The following is a 17,930-nucleotide window of genomic DNA, read 5'->3' as shown; positions in this document are numbered from 1 at the left end:
ATTGACAAACGCCGCGGCGGGCGGTTACCAATGTACGTGCCCCTCGGATCGACAACCTCGAACAGCGGAGAAAGTTTCTGGCCGACGTCTCAGTGATCGCCGTCGTACCGGCGCGGTACGCGTCTTCCCGCCTGCCCGCAAAGGCGCTGGCGGAGATCGCGGGAGTGCCGATGGTGGTCCGGGTGTGGCGGCAGGCGTCGAAGGCAAAGTCGGTTGCGCGCGTGATCGTTGCGACCGACGACGAACGAATCGCGGCGCCGGTGCGCGCGGCCGGCGGCGAAGCAATCATGACCTCGCCGGCGCATCAGAGCGGCACCGATCGAATCGCCGAGGTCGCATCCAAGATTGTCGCCGACGTCTATCTCAGCGTGCAGGGCGATCAACCGTTTATCGCTCCGGCGGATCTCGATGCGCTGGCGGCGGCGATGCGCTCCGACGCGTCGATTCAAATGGCGACGCTGGCGGCGCCGATCGAAGACCTGGCCGAATGGACGAATCCGAGCAAGGTGAAGGTCGTGTGCGGCGCCGACGGGAACGCGCTATACTTTTCGCGAAGTCCGATTCCACACGCGCGCGGCGGCGGGATGCCCAAAGCGGCGCTGCGCCATATCGGTGTTTATGCTTATCGGCGCGAGTTCCTCATGAAATTCGCCGCCCTGCCGATGGGTGTGTTGGAGAGCCTGGAAAAGCTCGAGCAGTTGCGCGCGCTCGAGCATGGCTACACGATCAGAGTGGTTAAATCGGTGGCGCCTTCGCTGGAAGTGGACACCGCGGACGACTTGGCGCGCGCCCGCGCGTTGGCGGCTGAATCAACTCGTTGAGGATGGGGAGGGATTCGACGTGGAGCGGGGAAAGACAAAATTTATTTTCGTAACCGGCGGCGTGGTCTCGTCGCTTGGCAAGGGCCTGGCCGCGGCGTCACTGGGCGCGCTGCTCGAGGCGCGCGGGCTCAAGGTCACGCTGCTGAAGATGGATCCCTATATCAACGTGGATCCCGGCACGATGAGTCCCACCCAGCACGGCGAAGTGTTCGTAACCGACGACGGCACCGAGAGCGATCTCGATCTGGGCCATTACGAGCGCTTCGTGCAGACTCCGATGGGCCGGCGCAACAACTGCACCACCGGCCAGATCTACGACACGGTTATTCAGAACGAACGGCGCGGCGACTACCTGGGCGCGACCGTGCAGGTGATTCCGCATATCACCGACGAGATCAAACGGCGCATCTTGAGCGCTGCCGAGGGCGCGGACCTGATCATCGTCGAAATCGGCGGGACGGTCGGCGATATCGAAAGCCTGCCGTTCCTGGAAGCCGTGCGCGAGTTCCGCTGGGACCTCGGCCGCGAAAATGTCCTGTACGTGCACCTGACGCTGGTGCCGTTTATCCCCACCGCTGGCGAGCTCAAGACCAAGCCCACGCAGCACAGCGTCAAAGAGTTGACCGGCCTGGGGATTCAGCCCGACATCCTGCTCTGCCGATGCGATCGCCAACTCGAACAAAAGCTCAAGGCGAAGATTGCCCACTTCTGCAACGTCGAGGAGAACTGCGTGATCTCGGCGCCGGACGTGCCGACGATCTACGAAGTGCCGCTGCGTTTTCACGACGAGGGTTTCGATCAGCGCGTGTGCGAGAAGCTCAACATCTGGACCGGCGCGCCGAACCTCTCCAAGTGGCGGCGAATCGTCAAGACCGCGCAAAATCCCAAAGTTACCCTCAACGTCGCGGTGGTCGGCAAGTACGTCAACCTGCAGGATGCGTACAAGAGCCTGCACGAAGCGATCGCGCACGGCGCGATCAGCAATGAGGCCCGGGTCAACATCGACTACGTCGATTCCGAAGAGCTCGAAAAGCAAAACGTCGAGGAGCGGCTGGCCCAGGCCCACGCGATAATCGTTCCCGGCGGCTTCGGCGAGCGCGGCACCGAGGGCATGATTCGCGCCGTCCGCTACGCCCGCGAAAACGGTGTGCCGATTCTCGGCATCTGCTACGGCCTGCACATGATGGTGATCGAGGCGGCGCGCGACCTGCTCGGCCTCAAGCGCGCCAACACCTCCGAAAACGCGCCCGACTCGCCCGACCCCGTCATTGCCATCATGGAGTCGCAGCGCGACGTCTCGAAAAAGGGCGGCACGATGCGCCTGGGCGCGTACCCGTGCATGCTGAAGTCGGGCTCGCTGGCGGCGTCGCTGTACCGCAAGGCGCGCATCTCGGAGCGCCATCGCCATCGCTTCGAAGTAAACAACGCATATCGCGAGAGGCTCGAGAAAGTCGGCCTCATCGCGACCGGCACTTCACCCGACAACAGCCTGGTCGAGATAATGGAGTTGAAGGGGCATCCGTGGTTTCTCGGCTGCCAGTTCCATCCCGAGCTGAAGTCGCGTCCGCTCGATTGTCATCCGCTGTTTCGCGGTTTGATTCGCGCGGCCGTACAGCGCCGCTCGGAGCTTGCGGTGAAGAGCCCGAAGGTGCGGGAGCTGAGATCGGTTTCGTGAGCGTGGCCCGGGTCAAAGCCGGCGACGCCGTTTTTGGCGGGCCGGAACTCGTGCTGATTGCGGGTCCATGCGTGATCGAGAGCTACGAATCATGCATCCGCCACGCGACCCGGCTGGCTGATATCGCTCGTCGCGCCAAGCTGCCGTTGGTCTTCAAGTCTTCATTCGACAAGGCCAATCGCACCAGTCACAGCTCGTTTCGCGGCCCCGGCTTGATCGCCGGGCTCGAGATTCTGGCGCGCGTGAAGCGCGAGGCCGGCGTGGCCGTGCTGACCGACATCCACGAACCGTCGCAAGCCGTGGCCGCGGCCGAGGTCGTCGACGTGATTCAGATTCCCGCGCTGCTCTCCCGCCAGACCGATCTTATCGACGCCGCCGCGAAGACCGGGTGCGCCGTTAACATCAAGAAGGGCCAGTTCCTCGCCCCGTGGGACATGAAGGCGGTGGTCGCGAAGGCCGAGGCGGCCGGTACGCGGCGAATCATTCTGACCGAGCGCGGGTGTTCGTTTGGCTACAATAATCTCGTCTCCGACATGCGATCGCTCGTGATAATGCGCGGATTCGGCTACCCCGTCGTCTTCGATGCGACCCACTCGGCGCAGCTTCCGGGCGCGGGCGCCGGCGGCGAACGCTCGGGCGGTCAGCGCGAGTTCGTAGCGCCGCTGGCGCGCGCGGCGGCTGCGGCGGGAATCGACGGAATTTTCATGGAAGTGCATGAGGATCCCGACCGCGCGCTCAGCGATGGCCCCAATTCATATCGGCTCGACGACCTGCCGGCGTTGCTCGACACGCTCAAGCGAATCCATCACCTGTCCCGCGAGGCCGACTGATTTGCGCTAACCGGGTTTGTGTGGGGTTACGCGCGGTGGTTGCAAAGTAGCGAGCGCAAGTTCGCGCTGTTTTGCAAGTATGGTGCCGAAGCGCCGCTCGGTTTACTTGGAAAAAAGCGCTTGATACCCTCAAGCATCGGAGAGATTGATGTTGAGTCCCAGGCAAATCGCCAGGGCGCTGGCCGGTTTCGGAGCGGCCGCGCTTATTTTCCTGCTGATTGCGACCATTTGGATCGTGCGCCATCGCTCCGCTGCTAAAGTGTTGCCGGCCGCGGCCGGGATGGTCCCCGGAACTCTCCTTCGTGCGCATAATTTTCATTGGACGCAGATGAAAGCCGGCGAGCGGCAGTGGGTGCTGACCGCGGCCGAGGCTGACTACGCCGCTGACAAGACCACGCTGAAGCTGACCGACGCTGTGGTCACGATGGACTCGTCGGACGGCAAGCCGGTGGTCGTCAATGCACCGCATGCGGATTTGACCTTGAACGGGAATCATGTGACGCGCGCGTATTTGACCGGAGGCACGGTCATCCACTTCGGCGATTACGTTCTCAGCACCGATTCCGCGACCTTCATGCCTGATGATGACAAGGTCGAAGCGCCGGGTCTCGTGACGGTCGTCGGCGACGGACTGAAAGTGACTGGGGTAGGGCTGAGCGGTCATCCCAAAACGCGTGTCTTCCAGCTCAATACGCAGGTGGAGACCGTAGTCACACCGAAGAACGATAGTGAAAAATCCAAGCAAAGTTAGTCGGGCGTCGCGTATCGTCGCGACTGCGATAGTCGCAATTGCGCTCGCATCGCCGGCATGGGCTCAGGACGGCGTCAATGCGCCGAGGTCGTCGCCGGATTCAGGGCCTGCGATGGGTTCGGGCACGGTCGGTGATTCGATCCGCAACGAACCGGCGAATTCGGCGTCGCCGGCCGCGTCCGCTCCCCAGCCCGCCAACAGCGACGATTTAAGCGGCGATTCGATCAGCGTGACCGGTGGAGTGCCGGGCACGCCGCCATCTGCGGCTGCATCGGACACCAACGGCAGCGGCTCGCAGGCTCAACCGTCGGTGGCGACGGCTCCGGCCGAAGCGCCGCCTTCGGCGCCGGCCGTCGCGATCGCGCCTGCTCCGGCAGAAGCGCCGCCTTCGGTGGCGGCTGTGCCGGTCACCGCAGCAGACGTTGCACCCGCCGCGGCGCCGTCAATTGCTACGACCACGACCGCTCCGGAGGCGGTTGCCCCGGAATCAATGCCAGTAACGACCGCCGCGACAGCCCCGCCGGCTGGCGCGATTGCGCCGCCGATGACGCTCGCGCCGGTCTCGGCTGACGTGCCCGCAGCCGAACCGCCGACTTTTGCGGCGAGCGCTCCCGCAGCCGCGACTCCCCCGGCGAGCGCCACCGCGCCGGCCGAAGCTGTCGCGCCGCACAAGGCGCACAAGGCGTCCGGCGGCGAAACCAAGCTCGCGTCAAATGCTCCCCAACAAGGCGGTGCGTTCGGGGGTATGCAATTCGGCAACAACAAAGCCCCGATCGATATAAAGTCCAAGTCGATGTCGCTCGATTACCAGAATCATTCGGTCCTGTGGGTGGGAGATGTGCACGCTACCCAGGCGGACGCTCAACTTACCAGCGATCAGCTGCGGGTAAACTATCTCGACAAAGACTTCAAACAGATGAAGGACATGGTCGCGGACGGGAACGTTCGGCTCAGCCAGGGCACGCGATGGGCCACCGGCAAGCACGGCGTAATGGACCAGACCAACCACACCGTAGTCTTGACCGGCAGTCCGGTCGCGCATGACGGCAACGATCAGATTACCGGCTGTAAGATCACGGTGTATCTCAACACCAGCCAGAGCGTGGTCGATTGCGCTCATGCGGTACTGTTCCCGCATTCGGAGGCATCGCCGGGTGCGGGCGCGGCGCCGGCCGCTGCAACGGATTAGCAAACAATTCTTCGATGGCGCTGGAAGTAAAACTCGGACAGGACCTGCGGCTTCGCCAGCAACTGGTGATGACGCCGCAGCTCCAGCAGGCGATCAAAATTCTGCAGCTTTCGCTCCCTGAACTCGAAGCGATCGTGCAGTCGGAACTCGAACAGAATCCGATGCTCGAGCCGCTCGATCAGAGTCCCGCCGAAGCCGCTTCCGAATCCGAGGTGTCCGATCCCGAGGCCCCCGCCCAAGCCGACGGTGAACCGTTGCCGGCCGAGGCCGACGGCGCCGCCGGCGCAAATTCCGACGACGATTGGGAAACCGGCTCGCGCGAGGAAAAACCCGCGCCCAGCGTCGAGACCGAAGCGCGTGACGCCGCGCTCGAACTCAAGGAACTCAACAATCTCGAAAAGCTCGACTGGCGCGAATATCTCGAGACCTATTCGAACAACTGGCAGGAAAGCACGCCGCCTGATTCCGACGACGACCATCGAAGCGCGCTGGAAAACACGCCCCTGCGCCGAAGCTCGCTCGAAGACCACATGATGTGGCAGCTGAGGCTTTCGAACCTGACCGAATCCGACCAGCAAATCGGCGCGACCATCATCTACAATCTCAACCAAGACGGATACCTGGAAACTCCGCTCGATGAGCTGGCGGCGCAGCTCGAAGTTGAGCCCGCCGAGGTCGAGCGCGTGCTCGCGCGCGTGCAGCGCTTCGATCCGCCCGGTGTCGCCGCGCGCGATCTTCGTGAATGTCTGCTCGCGCAGTTGCAGAACCTGGGGATGGAAGAGTCGCTGGCGGCGCGAATCGTCAGCAATCACCTGGATTTGCTCGAAAAGCATCGCTACACCGAAATCGCCAAGGTTCTCAGCGTGCCGGTCGAAACAGTCGGGCAGTCGGCCAAAATAATCTCGCTGCTCGAACCCAAACCGGGACGCGACTACGGCGGCGACGAGCCGACTTACGTGGTGCCCGACGTTTATATCCAAAAGGTTGGCGAGGATTACGTCGTCACGCTCAATCGCGACGCGGTGCCGCGCCTGCGCCTGGCAGGCTACTACCAGCGGGTGCTCAATGACGTGGACGTTGCGCCCGAGACGCGGGAGTATCTGCAGGAACGGCTGCGCTCGGCCCGCTGGCTGGTCAAATCGATCTACCAGCGCCAGCAGACGATCTTCAAGGTCGCAACCTCGATCGTGAAATTCCAGCGCGCGTTCTTCGATCACGGCATCAGCCTGCTCAGGCCGCTGGTGCTCAAGGATGTCGCCGAAGATATCGGGATGCACGAATCCACGATCAGCCGCGCGACCGCCAACAAGTACGCGCATAGTCCGCAGGGAATCTACGAGCTGAAGTTTTTCTTCACCTCGGGGGTTAAGGGCGCCAGCGGCGAAGACGTGAGCGCCGAGACGGTCAAGGAACAGATCCGCGGGATGGTGACGGCGGAGATTCCGCAAAATCCACTGTCGGATCAGGTGATCGCGGAGATGCTGCGGGCCCGGCAGATCAATATCGCGCGGCGCACGGTGGCCAAGTATCGACAGGCGATGGGAATCCCTCCGTCGGCAAATCGCAAGCAGATCGGATGACGGCGCCGGACGCGGGCAACGAAAAACGAAAAACGAAAAACGAAAAAAAACAAGATGAGTAAAATCGATAAACAGGGAAAGCGCGGCCGGGCGACGGCCCGAAAGGTGCGGCGCGCGGCGCGGATCGCCGACGCCCCCGCGACTCAAGTGACGGTGACGTTTCGTCACGTCGAGCCATCCGATGCGCTCCGGCTGTACGCGGAACGAAAATTCGCGCACGTTGGCAAATTGATCAAACGCACCTGCCAGGCTCATCTGATTCTCACGGTTGACAAATACCGGCAGCACGGCGAAGTTACCGTCAAATCAGGGCGCCTGTCGGTGAGCGCGCAGGAAGAAACCAAGGATCTTTACTCGGTGATCGATCTGCTCGCGGACAAGGTCGGACGCCAACTGAAGAAGCACCTGGAAAAATTCAAGGCGAAGAAAGTCAGGTCGCCCTCGACCGGCGAGGTGCTTAGCGCCGGCGAGGAAACTTGATTCGCGGCGGGATGCTCCGGCTGCGAGTTCGCCAATCCGTATCCGCATATCTCAATTTTGATTTTTCACTTTCTCACTGGACCTTGATGACGAGATGAAAATTACCGATATCCTCAGCCCTGACATGGCCATTGCCGACTTGAAGGGCGCCACCAAGCCCGAGGTCTTGAATGAACTGGCCAAAGCGCTGGCCGCCAAGTACAAGGAGATTAAGCTTGCTGACCTGACCGCGGTGCTGGCCGAGCGCGAGCGGCTGGGCTCGACGGCGATCGGCGACGGAATCGCAATCCCGCACGGCAAGCTGCGCGGCGTGACCAAGATAATCGGAGTGTTCGGCCGCCATGCCCAGGGAGTCGATTTCGATTCGCTTGACGGCGGCCCGTCGCAACTGTTCTTCATGCTGGTCGCGCCGGAGGATTCCGCCAGCCTGCATCTGAAAGCCCTTGCGCGCGTGTCGCGATTGCTTAAGGACGGGGCTTTTCGAAGCCGCCTGCTCGCGGCCAAGGACAGCGCCGAGCTGTATTCCCTGATCAAGGAAGAAGACAACAAGTACTGAGGCGATGAACCGCGTCCGCCTCACGGCGCGGCGCAAACCCAGAGCCCGATGAGCTCACCTCAGCCACCTCGCCTGATAATAGTTACCGGTGTCTCAGGATCGGGACGCGCATCTGCGATGCGCGTGCTCGAGGACCTCGGCTTCTACTGCGTCGATAATCTCCCGGTTGCGCTGGCGCCCAATGTCGCGATGCTCGCCGCGGGACGCGATCCCGCTCTACGGGGCGTCGCGCTCGGGGTGGACTCGCGCGAGCGGCTGTTCTTCCCGCAATGGCCGCGGGTATTCGCGGAACTCGATGCCGCCGGAATCCGTCCCGAAGTGATTTTTGTTGACGCGTCCGACGACGTGCTCGCGCGCCGCTACTCTGAGAGCCGCCGGCCGCATCCGATGGCTGCAAGCGGAGCGACTGTCGCCGAGAGCATTCGCCGCGAACGTCTTGCGCTGGCCGAGATGCGCGAGCGGGCCGACCGGGTGATCGATACGACCGCGCTCACGGTCCACGAACTGCGCGAGGTGGTCACCGCGGCCGTGCTGGGCGCGGGCGCGGGATCCAGGATGTCGATATCGATAGTTTCTTTTGGTTACAAATACGGATTGCCGGTCGGAATGGACGTCGTGCTCGACGTGCGGTTTATTCCCAATCCGTTCTTTGTCCACGAGTTGCGGCCGCTCACCGGATTGGACCCGCGCGTGCGCGAGTACGTGATGGCGCAGCCGGAGTCGCAGCGCTTTATCGACGAGTTCGGCCGTCTTTTGGATTTTCTGATTCCGCTGTATCGGCGCGAAGGCAAGAGTTATCTGACGGTTGGTCTCGGATGCACCGGCGGACGGCATCGCTCACCCGTGCTCGCGCGCGAGCTGATGAAGCGGATCGAGAGCGGCGGCTTCGAGAGCAGCGTGCGCGACAATGACATCGCGCGTTAGCTGCCGACGCCGCGCCTAGTTCATGATGCTGCCGCAATCGACGTTCATCGTCTGACCGGTGACTCCCGCCGACAACTCGAGCGCGAGGAATAGCGCGACGCGCGCGACTTCCTCCTCCGTCGCCATTCTGTTCATCGCGGCCTGCGCCACGAACTGATCGCGTATTTGCTCGTACGGTCGCTTGAGGGCCTCGGCCCGCGCGCGCATCACGCGCTCGATTCGTTCGCCCTCGATTGCGCCGGGGCAAATGCAGTTGCATCGGATTCCACGCTGACCCCATTCGCCGGCCACCGTCTGCGTCAGCCCGATCATTGCCCACTTCGCCGCCGCGTACGGCGAGCGCATCGGAAAACCGCGCCGTCCCGCGCCCGACGAGATGTTGATGATGTTGCCGGAGCCCTGCTGGTCCATTACCGGCAGCACGGCGCGAGTCGCGAGCCACGTTCCGGTCAAGTCGATATCGAGCGTCTCCTGCCATTCGGCGAGCGACATATCGGTGATCCGCTTGGTCGGCCCCGAGATACCGGCGTTGTTGACGAGAATGTCGATGCGGCCGAATGCCTTCAGCGTCTCGCCGGCCATCTTTGCGCAGTCGGCTTCCTTGGAGACGTCGGTGCTCAGGTAAATCGCGCGGGCGCCGACGCGCTCGAGTTCGGCGCAGGTCTGCTTCATCGGTTCGATCGAACGCGCCGCGATTACAATTTTCGCGCCGGCTGCTCCGTACTTCAGCGCGATCTGTTTGCCGATTCCGTAGCCGCCGCCGGTGATGATTGCGACTTTATCCGGGAGTTCGTTCATGAAAATGGCTTATTCCTTGGCGATCTCGAGAGTCGAGCGCTGCGCCGACTTTAATAGCATCGTGACGCGCCTACAACGCGCGCGCGAAGTCTTGTCTTAATCCGTTGCCGCCCAATATCATTGAGGGCTCATGGCCGCCGTCAATCCAATCGGGACTCGAGCACCCAAGCCGAGCGCAAACGGCTCGAGGCTGATGAACGTCGTGAAGATCGCGGTAATCGCGATCCTGCTTGGCGGCTCGATCTGGCTTCTGATTGCGCACTCCGAATGGTTCACCAATCCCGCCTTGGTCAAAGCCCAGGTAATTCAGTGGGGCGCGTGGGGGCCGGTCGTTTATATGCTGCTGTACGCGGTGGGGCCGTCGTTCCTGGTGCCCGGCGCGGTGATGACTATCGCGGGCGGACTGGCGTTTGGCACCAAATGGGGTTCGGTGTACTCGCTCATCGGCGGCGATGCGGGCGCGCTGATTGCGTTTGCAGCGGGAAGGTTTCTCGGCAAGTCGTTCGTCGAGCGGATCGTCGGCGAGCGATTCGAGTCGATGCTGCGCCGGATCGCCAAGCACGGCTTCCAGATAATCCTTTACCTGCGGATGGTCCCCGTGATTCCGTACAACGCGCTGAACCTGCTGGCAGGGGCGTCTCCGATCACCTTTCACGACTACTTCTGGGCGACGATGATCGGCATGATTCCGGGCACGATCCTGTTCGCCTTTTTGGGCGACGCGCTATGGCATCCGCTCTCGCTGAGGTTCGTCCTTGCGCTGTTGCTGATCGGCGCGTCGGTCGGATGCGGTGAGATCTACCGCCGCTGGTCGCGCGTCAAAATCGACCAGTAGCGATCAAGCGGCTTTCAGCCTTTTGACCCGCCGAAGGGCCGGATTCTTTCGCGCGCGGTAAAGGTCGTACTGCTGCTGCACGTTGAGCCAGCTCTCGGGCGATGAATCGAAGGCGATAGCGAGCCGCAACGCCATCGAGGGGCTGTCGCAACCTCAGCGCGCAGGTTGTTCCCGCTTCGGGAACGATGCTACGCTGTTGACGGTGCGGGTGCTAGCACGACGAACCCTGCTGCGGTTTGTGGAGTCGCTAAAGGGGCAGCAGGGTCAAAAGGCGGTGAAGGGGGCGCTCGATGCGTGGTTTCACGAAGCGCAGCGCGCCGAGTGGCGCAGCCCAGCCGACGTGAAGCGCAACTATGGTGCGGCCAGCATCGTCGGCAGCGACCGTGTGGTTTTCAACATCAAGGGAAACGATTACAGGCTGGTGACCGCGATCAACTATCGTCGCCAGATCATTTTCATCAAATGGATCGGGCCGCACCGGGACTACGATGAGATCGACGCAAGGACGGTCCAGTATGGAGATTAAACCGATTCGGAGCGAGCTGGACTACGAGCGGGCGCTGCGGGAGATCGAGCGTCTGTGGGGCGCCAAAGAAGGAACTCTAGAAGAAGACAGGCTCGACGTGCTCGCGACTCTGGCGGAAGCCTATGAGCGCAAGCATTTTCCGATCGATGCGCCCGACCCGATTGAGGCGATCCGATTCCGGCTCGAACAGGAGGGACTCGACCCGCGGGCATTGGTGGGGGTGATCGGTGGCCGCAGCCGAGTGTACGAGGTTATGAAGCGCAAGCGTGCGCTGTCGCTGGAGATGATCCGCCGCTTGCATGAACGCTTCGGGATACCCGCCGAAGTGTTGATTCGCCCCATCCGCGCCGGCCGTCGCCGCCGCGCTGCGTCAGCCGGCTAGGTGCCGGATTCCCAGCTTGCCAGGTATTTGCGCTGCTCGGCGGTCAGCGTATCGATCTTGAGGCTCATCGCGGCCAGCTTCACGCCGGCGATTTCCTCCTCGATCTCGACCGGTACCTCGTGAACCTTGACCGCGAGCTGCGCGCCCTTTGCCACCCACTCCGACGCCATCGCCTGCGTCGCGAAACTCATGTCCATGACCTGCGCGGGATGGCCTTCGGCGCACGCGAGGTTAACCAGCCGGCCCTCGCCCAGGAGATAGACGATGCGCCCGTTGGACAAATGGTATGCGTCGATGTTGCGGGTGACGTCGCGATCGATCTTTTTCGCGGCGTCGTTGAGGTAAGCGACGTCGATCTCGATATCGAAATGGCCCGAGTTGCTCAGGAACGCGCCATCCTTCATCAGGCCGAAATGCGCGGAAGTGAGCACGTGCTTGTCGCCGGTCGCGGTGATGAAAATATCGCCGACTTTCGCTGCCTCGACCATCTTCATCACCCGGAATCCGTCCATCGCGGCTTCCAGCGCGCGTATCGCGTCGACTTCCGTGACGATTACGTCGGCGCCAAGCCCGCGCGCGCGTGACGCGATACCGCGGCCGCAATAGCCGTAGCCCGCCACCACCACGACCGAACCCGCGATCAGAACACCGGTAGCGCGGATGATCCCGTCAAGCGTGGACTGCCCGGTGCCATAACGATTGTCGAACAGATGCTTGGTCTGTGCGTCGTTGACCGCGACCACCGGAATCTTGAGCGCGCCATCCTTGGCCATCGCCCGCAGCCGGATTACTCCCGTGGTCGTTTCCTCCATGCTCGCCTTGACGCCGGCGGCATGGCCGGCGAACTCGGTGTGAAGCAGGCTGACCAGGTCGGCGCCGTCGTCCATCGTGATCGTCGGACGGCGTTCGAGCACGGCGCGCAGATGGCCGTAGTAGGTGTCGCGATCTTCGCCGTGGATGGCAAAGGTGGGGATGCCGTACTGATCGACGAGCGCCGCCGCCACGTCATCCTGCGTTGAGAGCGGGTTGGACGCGCAGGCGAGCACTTCGGCCCCGCCCGCCTTGAGGGCGCGCAGCAGGTTGGCGGTCTCGCAGGTGATATGCAGGCAGGCGCCCAGCCGCTGGCCCTTGAGCGGCAGTTCTTTCGCGAATCGCTCGCGCAGCCGCCGCAGCACGGGCATCTGCTTGTCGGCCCATTCGATCCGCTTGCGTCCGGCCTCGGCGAGTCCAAGCTCGTGCACGTCGAAGTCGCGGCCGTTTCCGTTGGCGTGGGATTTAGAAATTGCCCTGGCCTTTCTTGCCGTCTTGGCCATCGTGTTCAAACTCCAAAAGTTGCTGTCTGGTTTGATTGAGAGCGCGGGCCGCTATCAGCCGCGGCCGTCGAGCCCGAACGCGCTGCGCAGAGTCTCGGCCATATCGACCCGCTCCCACGGGAACAGCCCGTCATGCGGGGTGCGGCCGAAATGCCCGTAGGCGGCGGTCGGCTGATAGATCGGGCGCTTCAAGTTCAGCGTCTTGATGATTCCGGCGGGCCGGAAATCGAACAGCTCGCGCAGCGTGGCTGAGAGTTTGCTCTGGGGCACAATGCCGGTGTCGAAGGTATCGATGAGTATCGAGACCGGCTCGGCGACGCCGATCGCGTAGGCAACCTGGATTTCGCATTTCGTGGCCAGTCCCGCCGCGACAACATTCTTGGCCACGTGACGCGCCATGTAGCAGGCCGAGCGATCGACCTTGCTCGGGTCCTTGCCCGAGAACGCGCCGCCGCCGTGACGGCCGTAGCCGCCGTAGGTATCGACGATGATTTTGCGCCCGGTGAGCCCGCAATCGCCATGCGGTCCGCCGATGATGAAGCTGCCGGTGGGGTTGACGTGATAGACGGTGGCGCGGGTCAGGTACTGTTCGGGAATCGTTTTCTTGATCAATTCCTCGATCACCGACTCGCGGATTCTTTCGTATTTGACGTCGGGCGAATGCTGCGTCGAGATGACGACCGCCGTCACTTCGACCGGCCGGCTGTCGGCGTAGCGCACCGTGACCTGGCTCTTCGAGTCGGGACGCAGAAAATCGAGCTGACGGGTTTTGCGCAGCTTGGTCAGATTTTCCATCAGCCGATGCGCCATCGCGATCGGCAACGGCATCGCCTCCGGCGTCTCGTCGCACGCGAAACCGAACATCAGGCCCTGATCGCCCGCGCCCTGTTCCTTGTGCAGGCCTTGCCCCTCGGTGACACCCTGCGAGATATCGGCCGACTGCGGCTCGATCGCGGTCAGCACCGCGCACCGGTTGCCGTCGAAACCCACGTCGGCGCTGTCGTACCCGATTTCGACCGCGGTCTGCCGCGCGATTTTCACATAGTCGGGGCGTGCGCGGCTGGTTATCTCGCCGGCCAGCACGATAAGCCCGGTCTTGGCGAGCGACTCGAGCGCGACGCGCGAGTCGGGGTCCTCGGCGATGAGCGCGTCGAGCACGGCGTCTGAAATCTGATCGCACATTTTGTCCGGATGGCCTTCGGAGACCGACTCGGAGGTGAACAGGAAATCCTTAAGCGGCATTCGCGATTGCTCCTTGAAAAGCGCGTTTTCGGGCGCCCCGTCGCAGACTAGGATTCAACTTATGCGGTCGGCGCGCGGGACTGAGAAGTTCAATTGAGTTCTATTCCAGAGGGGTCAGCATAGCGCCTGCCGAAAAGTGCAAAAACGGCAGCGCGCCTCAAGATTTTCGGGTAGTGAAGGGTATAACTGACCAATCGGACAGAATCAAGACGGCGGCCAGCCAACGCTGTTCGGTGCGCCGCGACCACCGCGAGTCAGCCCGCTCATTCCTCGCCGAAGCGCTCGTCGAACAACGTCTGCACGGCTTTGAGAGCCTCGCGCGCGTCGGCCCCTTCGGCGCGGACCTTGAGCCTGGAGCCCTGGGCGGCGCCCAGCATCATCAGGCTGGTCATGCTCTTGGCGTTGACCAGGTTCTTGCCCCGGCCAATCATGACCTGCGAGGCGAATTTCGCGGCCGTCTGCGCCAGCGCGGATGCGGCGCGCAGATGAAGTCCGAGCCGGTTCCTGACCTCCACGGTCGCCTCCGCCGCATTCACGAGCATTACGATAAAGGTATCGCCGGCTTCGGTAAACGACCGCGCGCGATCAATCCGCTTGCGGAACTGTCCGGGCCGTGCGAGCAAGCTCGACGCCGGCCCGCCGCCCGCTCACTTCAGCGCCGGCATGATACTCCAGCGGGATGAAAAGCAGCGACGACAGCAGCGCGAGGACTCCCATGACCATAAAGGCCGGGGTGAAATCATGCACCGACAGATGGGCCGCGCTGCGCGCGCCCATGCTCATGTGCAGCACCATCGCGCCTATCGCCACACCCAGGCTCAAAAACAGTTGCTGCGCCATGCTCGACAGGCTGCTCGCGCCGCTCATCATCGCGTTGGACACGTCGGCATAGGCCAGGCTGCCCAGCGCGGTGAATTGAAGCGAGCGGAAGAATCCTCCGGTCAGCAGCGCCAAGATGATGACGAAGTGAGGCGTGGTCGAGCGGAACAGTGCGTAACTCATCATGATGAAAGCGCTGAGCACGCCGTTGCCGATCAGCACCGAGCGAAAACCCAGCCGCCGGATGATCGGCGTCGCCGTCATCTTCATGAACAAGGCGCCCGCGGCGCTGGCGAACGTCAGCATTCCCGATGCGAACGGGCTGAGTCCGAAAACCACCTGCAGCAGCATCGCCAATAAAAACGGCAGCGCGCCGATGCCCATCCGAAAAAGTCCGCCGCCCAGCGTGGCCGCGTTGAAGGTCGGGATTTTCATCAACCCCAGGTCGATGATCGGATAGTCAATCCGCTTGGCGTGCAGGATATAGAGCGCCATGCAGATGCCGCCGGCGGCCATCACGCACATGATGATACTGGGGGAAATGACGCCGCGGCCGATCGACTCGAAGCCGAACACCAGACCCGCCAGTCCCAGCCCGGTAAGCAGAAAGCCCCGCCAGTCGAGCGGGACGACCGCATCCTCGCGGATGTTGGGGATGTACCAGGTGATCAGCGTGATCCCGATCGCGCCGATCGGCACGTTGATGAAGAAAATCCAGCGCCACGAATAATAGGTCACGATGAACCCGCCGATCGGCGGCCCGACCACGGGTCCCAGCACCGCCGGCACGGTCAAATAAGACATCGCGGTTACCAGCTCGGACTTGGCCACGGTCTTCAGAACGATCAAACGGCCGACCGGCACCATCATCGCCCCGCCGAAGCCCTGCGCAATACGCGCGGCGACCAGTTGGTGCAGCGATTGCGACACTCCGCAGAGGATTGAACCGATCGTGAAGATCACGATCGCGGCGCGAAACACCGTGCGCGCGCCGAATCGATCCGCCATCCAGCCGCTGATCGGAATAAAAACGGCCAGGCTCAGCAGGTAGGAGGTGATCGCGAGGTTCAGCTTGATCGGATCCTCGCCCAGCGACTTGGCCATCACCGGCAGCGCGGTCGAGATGACCGTCGAGTCGAGCATCTCCATGAACAGCGCGCAGCCGACGATCATCGGCGCCAGAAATTCGAGCGGGGAAATTTTGAACAGCCTCGGACTCATCGCAGCAGATCACACATCACGCATTGCCGCCAATCACGATATGTAAATCGCGCTAACCGGTAAACGGCCGCGCCGCCACGCGGCAATTCCGGGGTCCCTCGGCTTCGCTCCGGGTGACACAAAAAAAGACTTCGTTCGGGGTGATACGAAAAAACGGCTAACGCCCGATCTTGTCGCACTCCGTCCACGAACCACCGAGGTTTTTGAAGTCCCTGCACATCCGCCGCTGATTTCCCTTCAACACCTTGTCGCAACTGCTCCCGACTTTGTAAGGAGTCAAGTAACCGGTTTGCTCAGCCTGCGGCGAAGTGATCGTGGCGTCTCTTCGCAATGAAACCGTAAGAGTGAAGTAAGTCGGATTCCCTGCTTTATCGACTTCGACACCTCCGAAGCTAAGAGTCAGTTCAAAGCCCCTCAATCGAAAGTGACGTAGTGCACCATATTCCGGGTACCTGGCGCACGATCCCGTTAGTTCGCGGAAATTGTCAAGCCTTCCTCGCGAATACCAGTACGGAGACTCATCTTCCGAGAGGAGGCTGTCCTCAGACTTCACAGGGTCCGTCTTTCCTTCCACGAGTCGGCATGCGAATGGTCCAACGTAGTTAACGTCCCAGGGAGCACCTAGCTTGGCGAGGTATTTCTCGCTCCCGCCTGCGCATATGAAGCCATACCGCGTTTCTCCGTGGACATCGATCAATGGAAATTCGAAAAATATGCGATCGGCGGAGGTTTCGATTTCGACTTTGGCGGTGAATTCCGCCATCTCTGGCCACGCATGCCCTGCGCAGAATCCGGCATTCGATTTGACCAGCAGCGATAGTGCCAGGACGAGGAAAAAGGTTGTTCGACTCATCGGCGGAGCCTCCCTTACTTCCTGAAATCGATCGGTTGCGGACATGCCTGTCCGCGGCGGAACGCGTCAGTTGCCGTTGCGGGCGGGCGCGCTGCGAACCGCGCCGGCTTCGGCCTCGCCCTTGATCGCCGCGCTGAACAACTCGCGCAGCCGCGTTTCGATTTGCGAGTCATGGGTAGTGCCCTCGCGCCGCCGCCATGCTCGCAGCGGGATCACCGCTTTGGACATGTTGCGATGCCCGCCGGCGCTGCCGATATCGGCGAACAGATTCTTCACCGCCTCGCCCGCGTTGTCGCCGCTCATGCCGTGGTTGCGCACGCTTATCACCAGTTTGCTGCCGAGCTTGCCCGCGACCGCCACCCACGCCACGCCCTCGAACTGCAGGCAGAAGTCCGCCATCTGCACGATCAAGTCGTCGCGCTCGACCGGGCCGAGATTGAGCACCACCAGGCGGTCCTTGACCACCATCCGTTTCATCGCGCGCGCCAAAATGTGCGCGAAGCTCAGCGGCAGCTCGGGACGATCGATCTGCCGGAGCATACTGTAGTTGGCCAGCCGAACCAGACGGGTGAACGCTAGCAGGTCGTCGTCGGTCACGCGGCGCGACAACGCCAAAGTGTCGCTGCGAATTCCGTAGAGCAGCGCAGTCGCCAGCCGCTCGCTGATTTTTTCGTCAGCCGTGACCAGGTACTCGGTCATGATCGTCGCAGTCGCGCCGTATTTCGTGCGCACGTCCTCGAACGGAGCGGCGCCGCCGGGGTAGCCGGTATGATGATCGATCACGATATCGGCGCGCGGAATTTTCTCGCCGAAGTACGGCGGCTGCACATCGACCATCGCAATCTTGTCGAAAGCGCGCAGCGCCTCCGTATCGGCCGGCTGGATTTCGATCTCCAGCAGATGCTCCATGGTGAGATTTTCCGGGCGCGTCACCGGCTTGAACGCGAACAGCGGCGTGGTCTGCTTGTTGCGCCCGAGCAGCGTGCGCAGCGCCATCGCGCTCGCCATCGCGTCGGGATCGGGATCGTCCTGCAAGACGATCGCAACCCGATCGCCTTCGCCGACCATCGCGCGCAATTCCTTGATTTTCTGCCTGGTGAACGCCTGATCCATAAGATGAAATTATCCCGCGCCG

General features: G+C 62.4%; 19 protein-coding genes. 12 read left to right on the top strand and 7 right to left on the bottom strand.

From position 1 onward, the window contains the following. The first annotated feature begins 92 nt into the window (after positions 1 to 92). From kdsB to rapZ, 9 genes are all read left to right on the top strand, one after another. Complete coding sequence (gene kdsB / locus VIO10_RS06040; RefSeq protein WP_331960882.1) at positions 93 to 821, top strand: 3-deoxy-manno-octulosonate cytidylyltransferase; 729 nt, start codon at positions 93 to 95, stop codon at positions 819 to 821. A gap of 19 nt (positions 822 to 840) precedes the next feature. Next, positions 841 to 2,496 (top strand): CTP synthase, encoded by a 1,656-nt coding sequence (locus tag VIO10_RS06035; RefSeq protein WP_331960879.1) that lies wholly within the window; start codon positions 841 to 843, stop codon positions 2,494 to 2,496. Continuing rightward, positions 2,484 to 3,326 (top strand): 3-deoxy-8-phosphooctulonate synthase, encoded by an 843-nt coding sequence (gene kdsA, locus VIO10_RS06030; RefSeq protein WP_414645319.1) that lies wholly within the window; start codon positions 2,484 to 2,486, stop codon positions 3,324 to 3,326. Before VIO10_RS06035 ends, kdsA begins: the two co-directional genes overlap by 13 nt. Before the next feature lie 148 nt (positions 3,327 to 3,474). Then, positions 3,475 to 4,077 carry an LPS export ABC transporter periplasmic protein LptC gene (gene lptC, locus VIO10_RS06025; protein ID WP_331960873.1) on the top strand — a complete coding sequence of 201 codons (603 nt, stop codon included), beginning with the start codon at positions 3,475 to 3,477 and terminating at the stop codon, positions 4,075 to 4,077. Positions 4,078 to 4,189: 112 nt separating this feature from the next. Beyond that, complete coding sequence (locus tag VIO10_RS06020; protein WP_331960871.1) at positions 4,190 to 5,266, top strand: LptA/OstA family protein; 1,077 nt, start codon at positions 4,190 to 4,192, stop codon at positions 5,264 to 5,266. Between the two features lie 14 nt (positions 5,267 to 5,280). Then, the gene (rpoN, locus tag VIO10_RS06015; protein ID WP_331960868.1) at positions 5,281 to 6,846 is read left to right on the top strand and encodes an RNA polymerase factor sigma-54; all 1,566 of its coding nucleotides are present in this window, start codon (positions 5,281 to 5,283) and stop codon (positions 6,844 to 6,846) included. Positions 6,847 to 6,900: 54 nt separating this feature from the next. Next, on the top strand, positions 6,901 to 7,326 hold the full coding sequence (gene hpf, locus VIO10_RS06010; RefSeq protein WP_331960865.1) for a ribosome hibernation-promoting factor, HPF/YfiA family: 426 nt from the start codon (positions 6,901 to 6,903) through the stop codon (positions 7,324 to 7,326). 94 nt (positions 7,327 to 7,420) lie between these two features. After that, the gene (locus VIO10_RS06005; protein WP_331960862.1) at positions 7,421 to 7,882 is read left to right on the top strand and encodes a PTS sugar transporter subunit IIA; all 462 of its coding nucleotides are present in this window, start codon (positions 7,421 to 7,423) and stop codon (positions 7,880 to 7,882) included. Between the two features lie 48 nt (positions 7,883 to 7,930). Further along, a complete protein-coding gene (gene rapZ, locus VIO10_RS06000; RefSeq protein WP_331960859.1) occupies positions 7,931 to 8,806 on the top strand; it encodes an RNase adapter RapZ in 876 nt (291 codons plus the stop codon). A 15-nt stretch (positions 8,807 to 8,821) separates the two neighbouring features. On the opposite strand, the gene VIO10_RS05995 is transcribed toward rapZ, so the two are convergent. Next, a complete protein-coding gene (locus VIO10_RS05995) occupies positions 8,822 to 9,604 on the bottom strand; it encodes an SDR family NAD(P)-dependent oxidoreductase (protein WP_331960856.1) in 783 nt (260 codons plus the stop codon). Between the two features lie 130 nt (positions 9,605 to 9,734). On the opposite strand from VIO10_RS05995, the gene VIO10_RS05990 reads away from it, so the two are divergent. The 3 genes from VIO10_RS05990 (at position 9,735) to VIO10_RS05980 (ending at position 11,347) form a co-directional block, all read left to right on the top strand. Further along, positions 9,735 to 10,439: a TVP38/TMEM64 family protein gene (locus VIO10_RS05990; RefSeq protein WP_331960853.1), complete on the top strand. Its 705-nt coding sequence runs from the start codon at positions 9,735 to 9,737 to the stop codon at positions 10,437 to 10,439. Between the two features lie 82 nt (positions 10,440 to 10,521). Beyond that, positions 10,522 to 10,965: a type II toxin-antitoxin system HigB family toxin gene (locus VIO10_RS05985; protein ID WP_331960851.1), complete on the top strand. Its 444-nt coding sequence runs from the start codon at positions 10,522 to 10,524 to the stop codon at positions 10,963 to 10,965. Continuing rightward, entirely contained in the window at positions 10,955 to 11,347 is a 393-nt protein-coding gene (locus VIO10_RS05980) for a transcriptional regulator (protein WP_331960848.1), read from the top strand. The genes VIO10_RS05985 and VIO10_RS05980 overlap by 11 nt, the downstream gene beginning before the upstream one ends. Here VIO10_RS05980 and ahcY read toward each other — a convergent pair. The 6 genes from ahcY to VIO10_RS05950 form a co-directional block, all read right to left on the bottom strand. Beyond that, on the bottom strand, positions 11,344 to 12,660 hold the full coding sequence (ahcY, locus tag VIO10_RS05975; protein WP_331960845.1) for an adenosylhomocysteinase: 1,317 nt from the start codon (positions 12,658 to 12,660) through the stop codon (positions 11,344 to 11,346). The two genes, VIO10_RS05980 and ahcY, sit on opposite strands and share 4 nt — an antisense overlap. Before the next feature lie 54 nt (positions 12,661 to 12,714). Then, positions 12,715 to 13,902 carry a methionine adenosyltransferase gene (gene metK, locus VIO10_RS05970; protein ID WP_331960842.1) on the bottom strand — a complete coding sequence of 396 codons (1,188 nt, stop codon included), beginning with the start codon at positions 13,900 to 13,902 and terminating at the stop codon, positions 12,715 to 12,717. Between the two features lie 263 nt (positions 13,903 to 14,165). Next, entirely contained in the window at positions 14,166 to 14,444 is a 279-nt protein-coding gene (locus VIO10_RS05965; RefSeq protein ID WP_331960839.1) for an HPr family phosphocarrier protein, read from the bottom strand. Between the two features lie 43 nt (positions 14,445 to 14,487). Then, positions 14,488 to 15,942, bottom strand: coding sequence for an MFS transporter (locus tag VIO10_RS05960; RefSeq protein ID WP_331960836.1), 1,455 nt, complete (start codon positions 15,940 to 15,942; stop codon positions 14,488 to 14,490). A 157-nt stretch (positions 15,943 to 16,099) separates the two neighbouring features. Continuing rightward, complete coding sequence (locus tag VIO10_RS05955) at positions 16,100 to 16,795, bottom strand: hypothetical protein (protein WP_331960833.1); 696 nt, start codon at positions 16,793 to 16,795, stop codon at positions 16,100 to 16,102. 66 nt (positions 16,796 to 16,861) lie between these two features. After that, positions 16,862 to 17,908, bottom strand: coding sequence for a DHH family phosphoesterase (locus VIO10_RS05950; RefSeq protein ID WP_331960830.1), 1,047 nt, complete (start codon positions 17,906 to 17,908; stop codon positions 16,862 to 16,864). Positions 17,909 to 17,930 lie beyond the last annotated feature (22 nt).

The organism is Candidatus Binatus sp., assembly GCF_036567905.1.
Classification (GTDB): Bacteria; Desulfobacterota; Binatia; order Binatales; family Binataceae; genus Binatus.
Note: the sequence above shows the minus strand (reverse complement) of the source record. Positions and strands in the feature narration are given on the sequence as shown.

Excerpts from the sequence above, each read along its gene's own strand:
- ahcY (WP_331960845.1), bottom strand. The coding sequence starts at position 12,660 with ATGGCCAAGACGGCAAGAAAGGCCAGGGCAATTTCTAAATCCCACGCC.
- VIO10_RS05980 (WP_331960848.1), top strand. The coding sequence starts at position 10,955 with ATGGAGATTAAACCGATTCGGAGCGAGCTGGACTACGAGCGGGCGCTG.
- VIO10_RS05995 (WP_331960856.1), bottom strand. The coding sequence starts at position 9,604 with ATGAACGAACTCCCGGATAAAGTCGCAATCATCACCGGCGGCGGCTAC.
- VIO10_RS06005 (WP_331960862.1), top strand. The coding sequence starts at position 7,421 with ATGAAAATTACCGATATCCTCAGCCCTGACATGGCCATTGCCGACTTG.
- rpoN (WP_331960868.1), top strand. The coding sequence starts at position 5,281 with ATGGCGCTGGAAGTAAAACTCGGACAGGACCTGCGGCTTCGCCAGCAA.
- hpf (WP_331960865.1), top strand. The coding sequence starts at position 6,901 with ATGAGTAAAATCGATAAACAGGGAAAGCGCGGCCGGGCGACGGCCCGA.
- VIO10_RS05950 (WP_331960830.1), bottom strand. The coding sequence starts at position 17,908 with ATGGATCAGGCGTTCACCAGGCAGAAAATCAAGGAATTGCGCGCGATG.
- VIO10_RS05960 (WP_331960836.1), bottom strand. The coding sequence starts at position 15,942 with ATGAGTCCGAGGCTGTTCAAAATTTCCCCGCTCGAATTTCTGGCGCCG.
- VIO10_RS06020 (WP_331960871.1), top strand. The coding sequence starts at position 4,190 with ATGGGTTCGGGCACGGTCGGTGATTCGATCCGCAACGAACCGGCGAAT.
- metK (WP_331960842.1), bottom strand. The coding sequence starts at position 13,902 with ATGCCGCTTAAGGATTTCCTGTTCACCTCCGAGTCGGTCTCCGAAGGC.
- VIO10_RS05955 (WP_331960833.1), bottom strand. The coding sequence starts at position 16,795 with ATGAGTCGAACAACCTTTTTCCTCGTCCTGGCACTATCGCTGCTGGTC.
- VIO10_RS05965 (WP_331960839.1), bottom strand. The coding sequence starts at position 14,444 with ATGCTCGTGAATGCGGCGGAGGCGACCGTGGAGGTCAGGAACCGGCTC.
- rapZ (WP_331960859.1), top strand. The coding sequence starts at position 7,931 with ATGAGCTCACCTCAGCCACCTCGCCTGATAATAGTTACCGGTGTCTCA.
- lptC (WP_331960873.1), top strand. The coding sequence starts at position 3,475 with ATGTTGAGTCCCAGGCAAATCGCCAGGGCGCTGGCCGGTTTCGGAGCG.
- VIO10_RS05990 (WP_331960853.1), top strand. The coding sequence starts at position 9,735 with ATGGCCGCCGTCAATCCAATCGGGACTCGAGCACCCAAGCCGAGCGCA.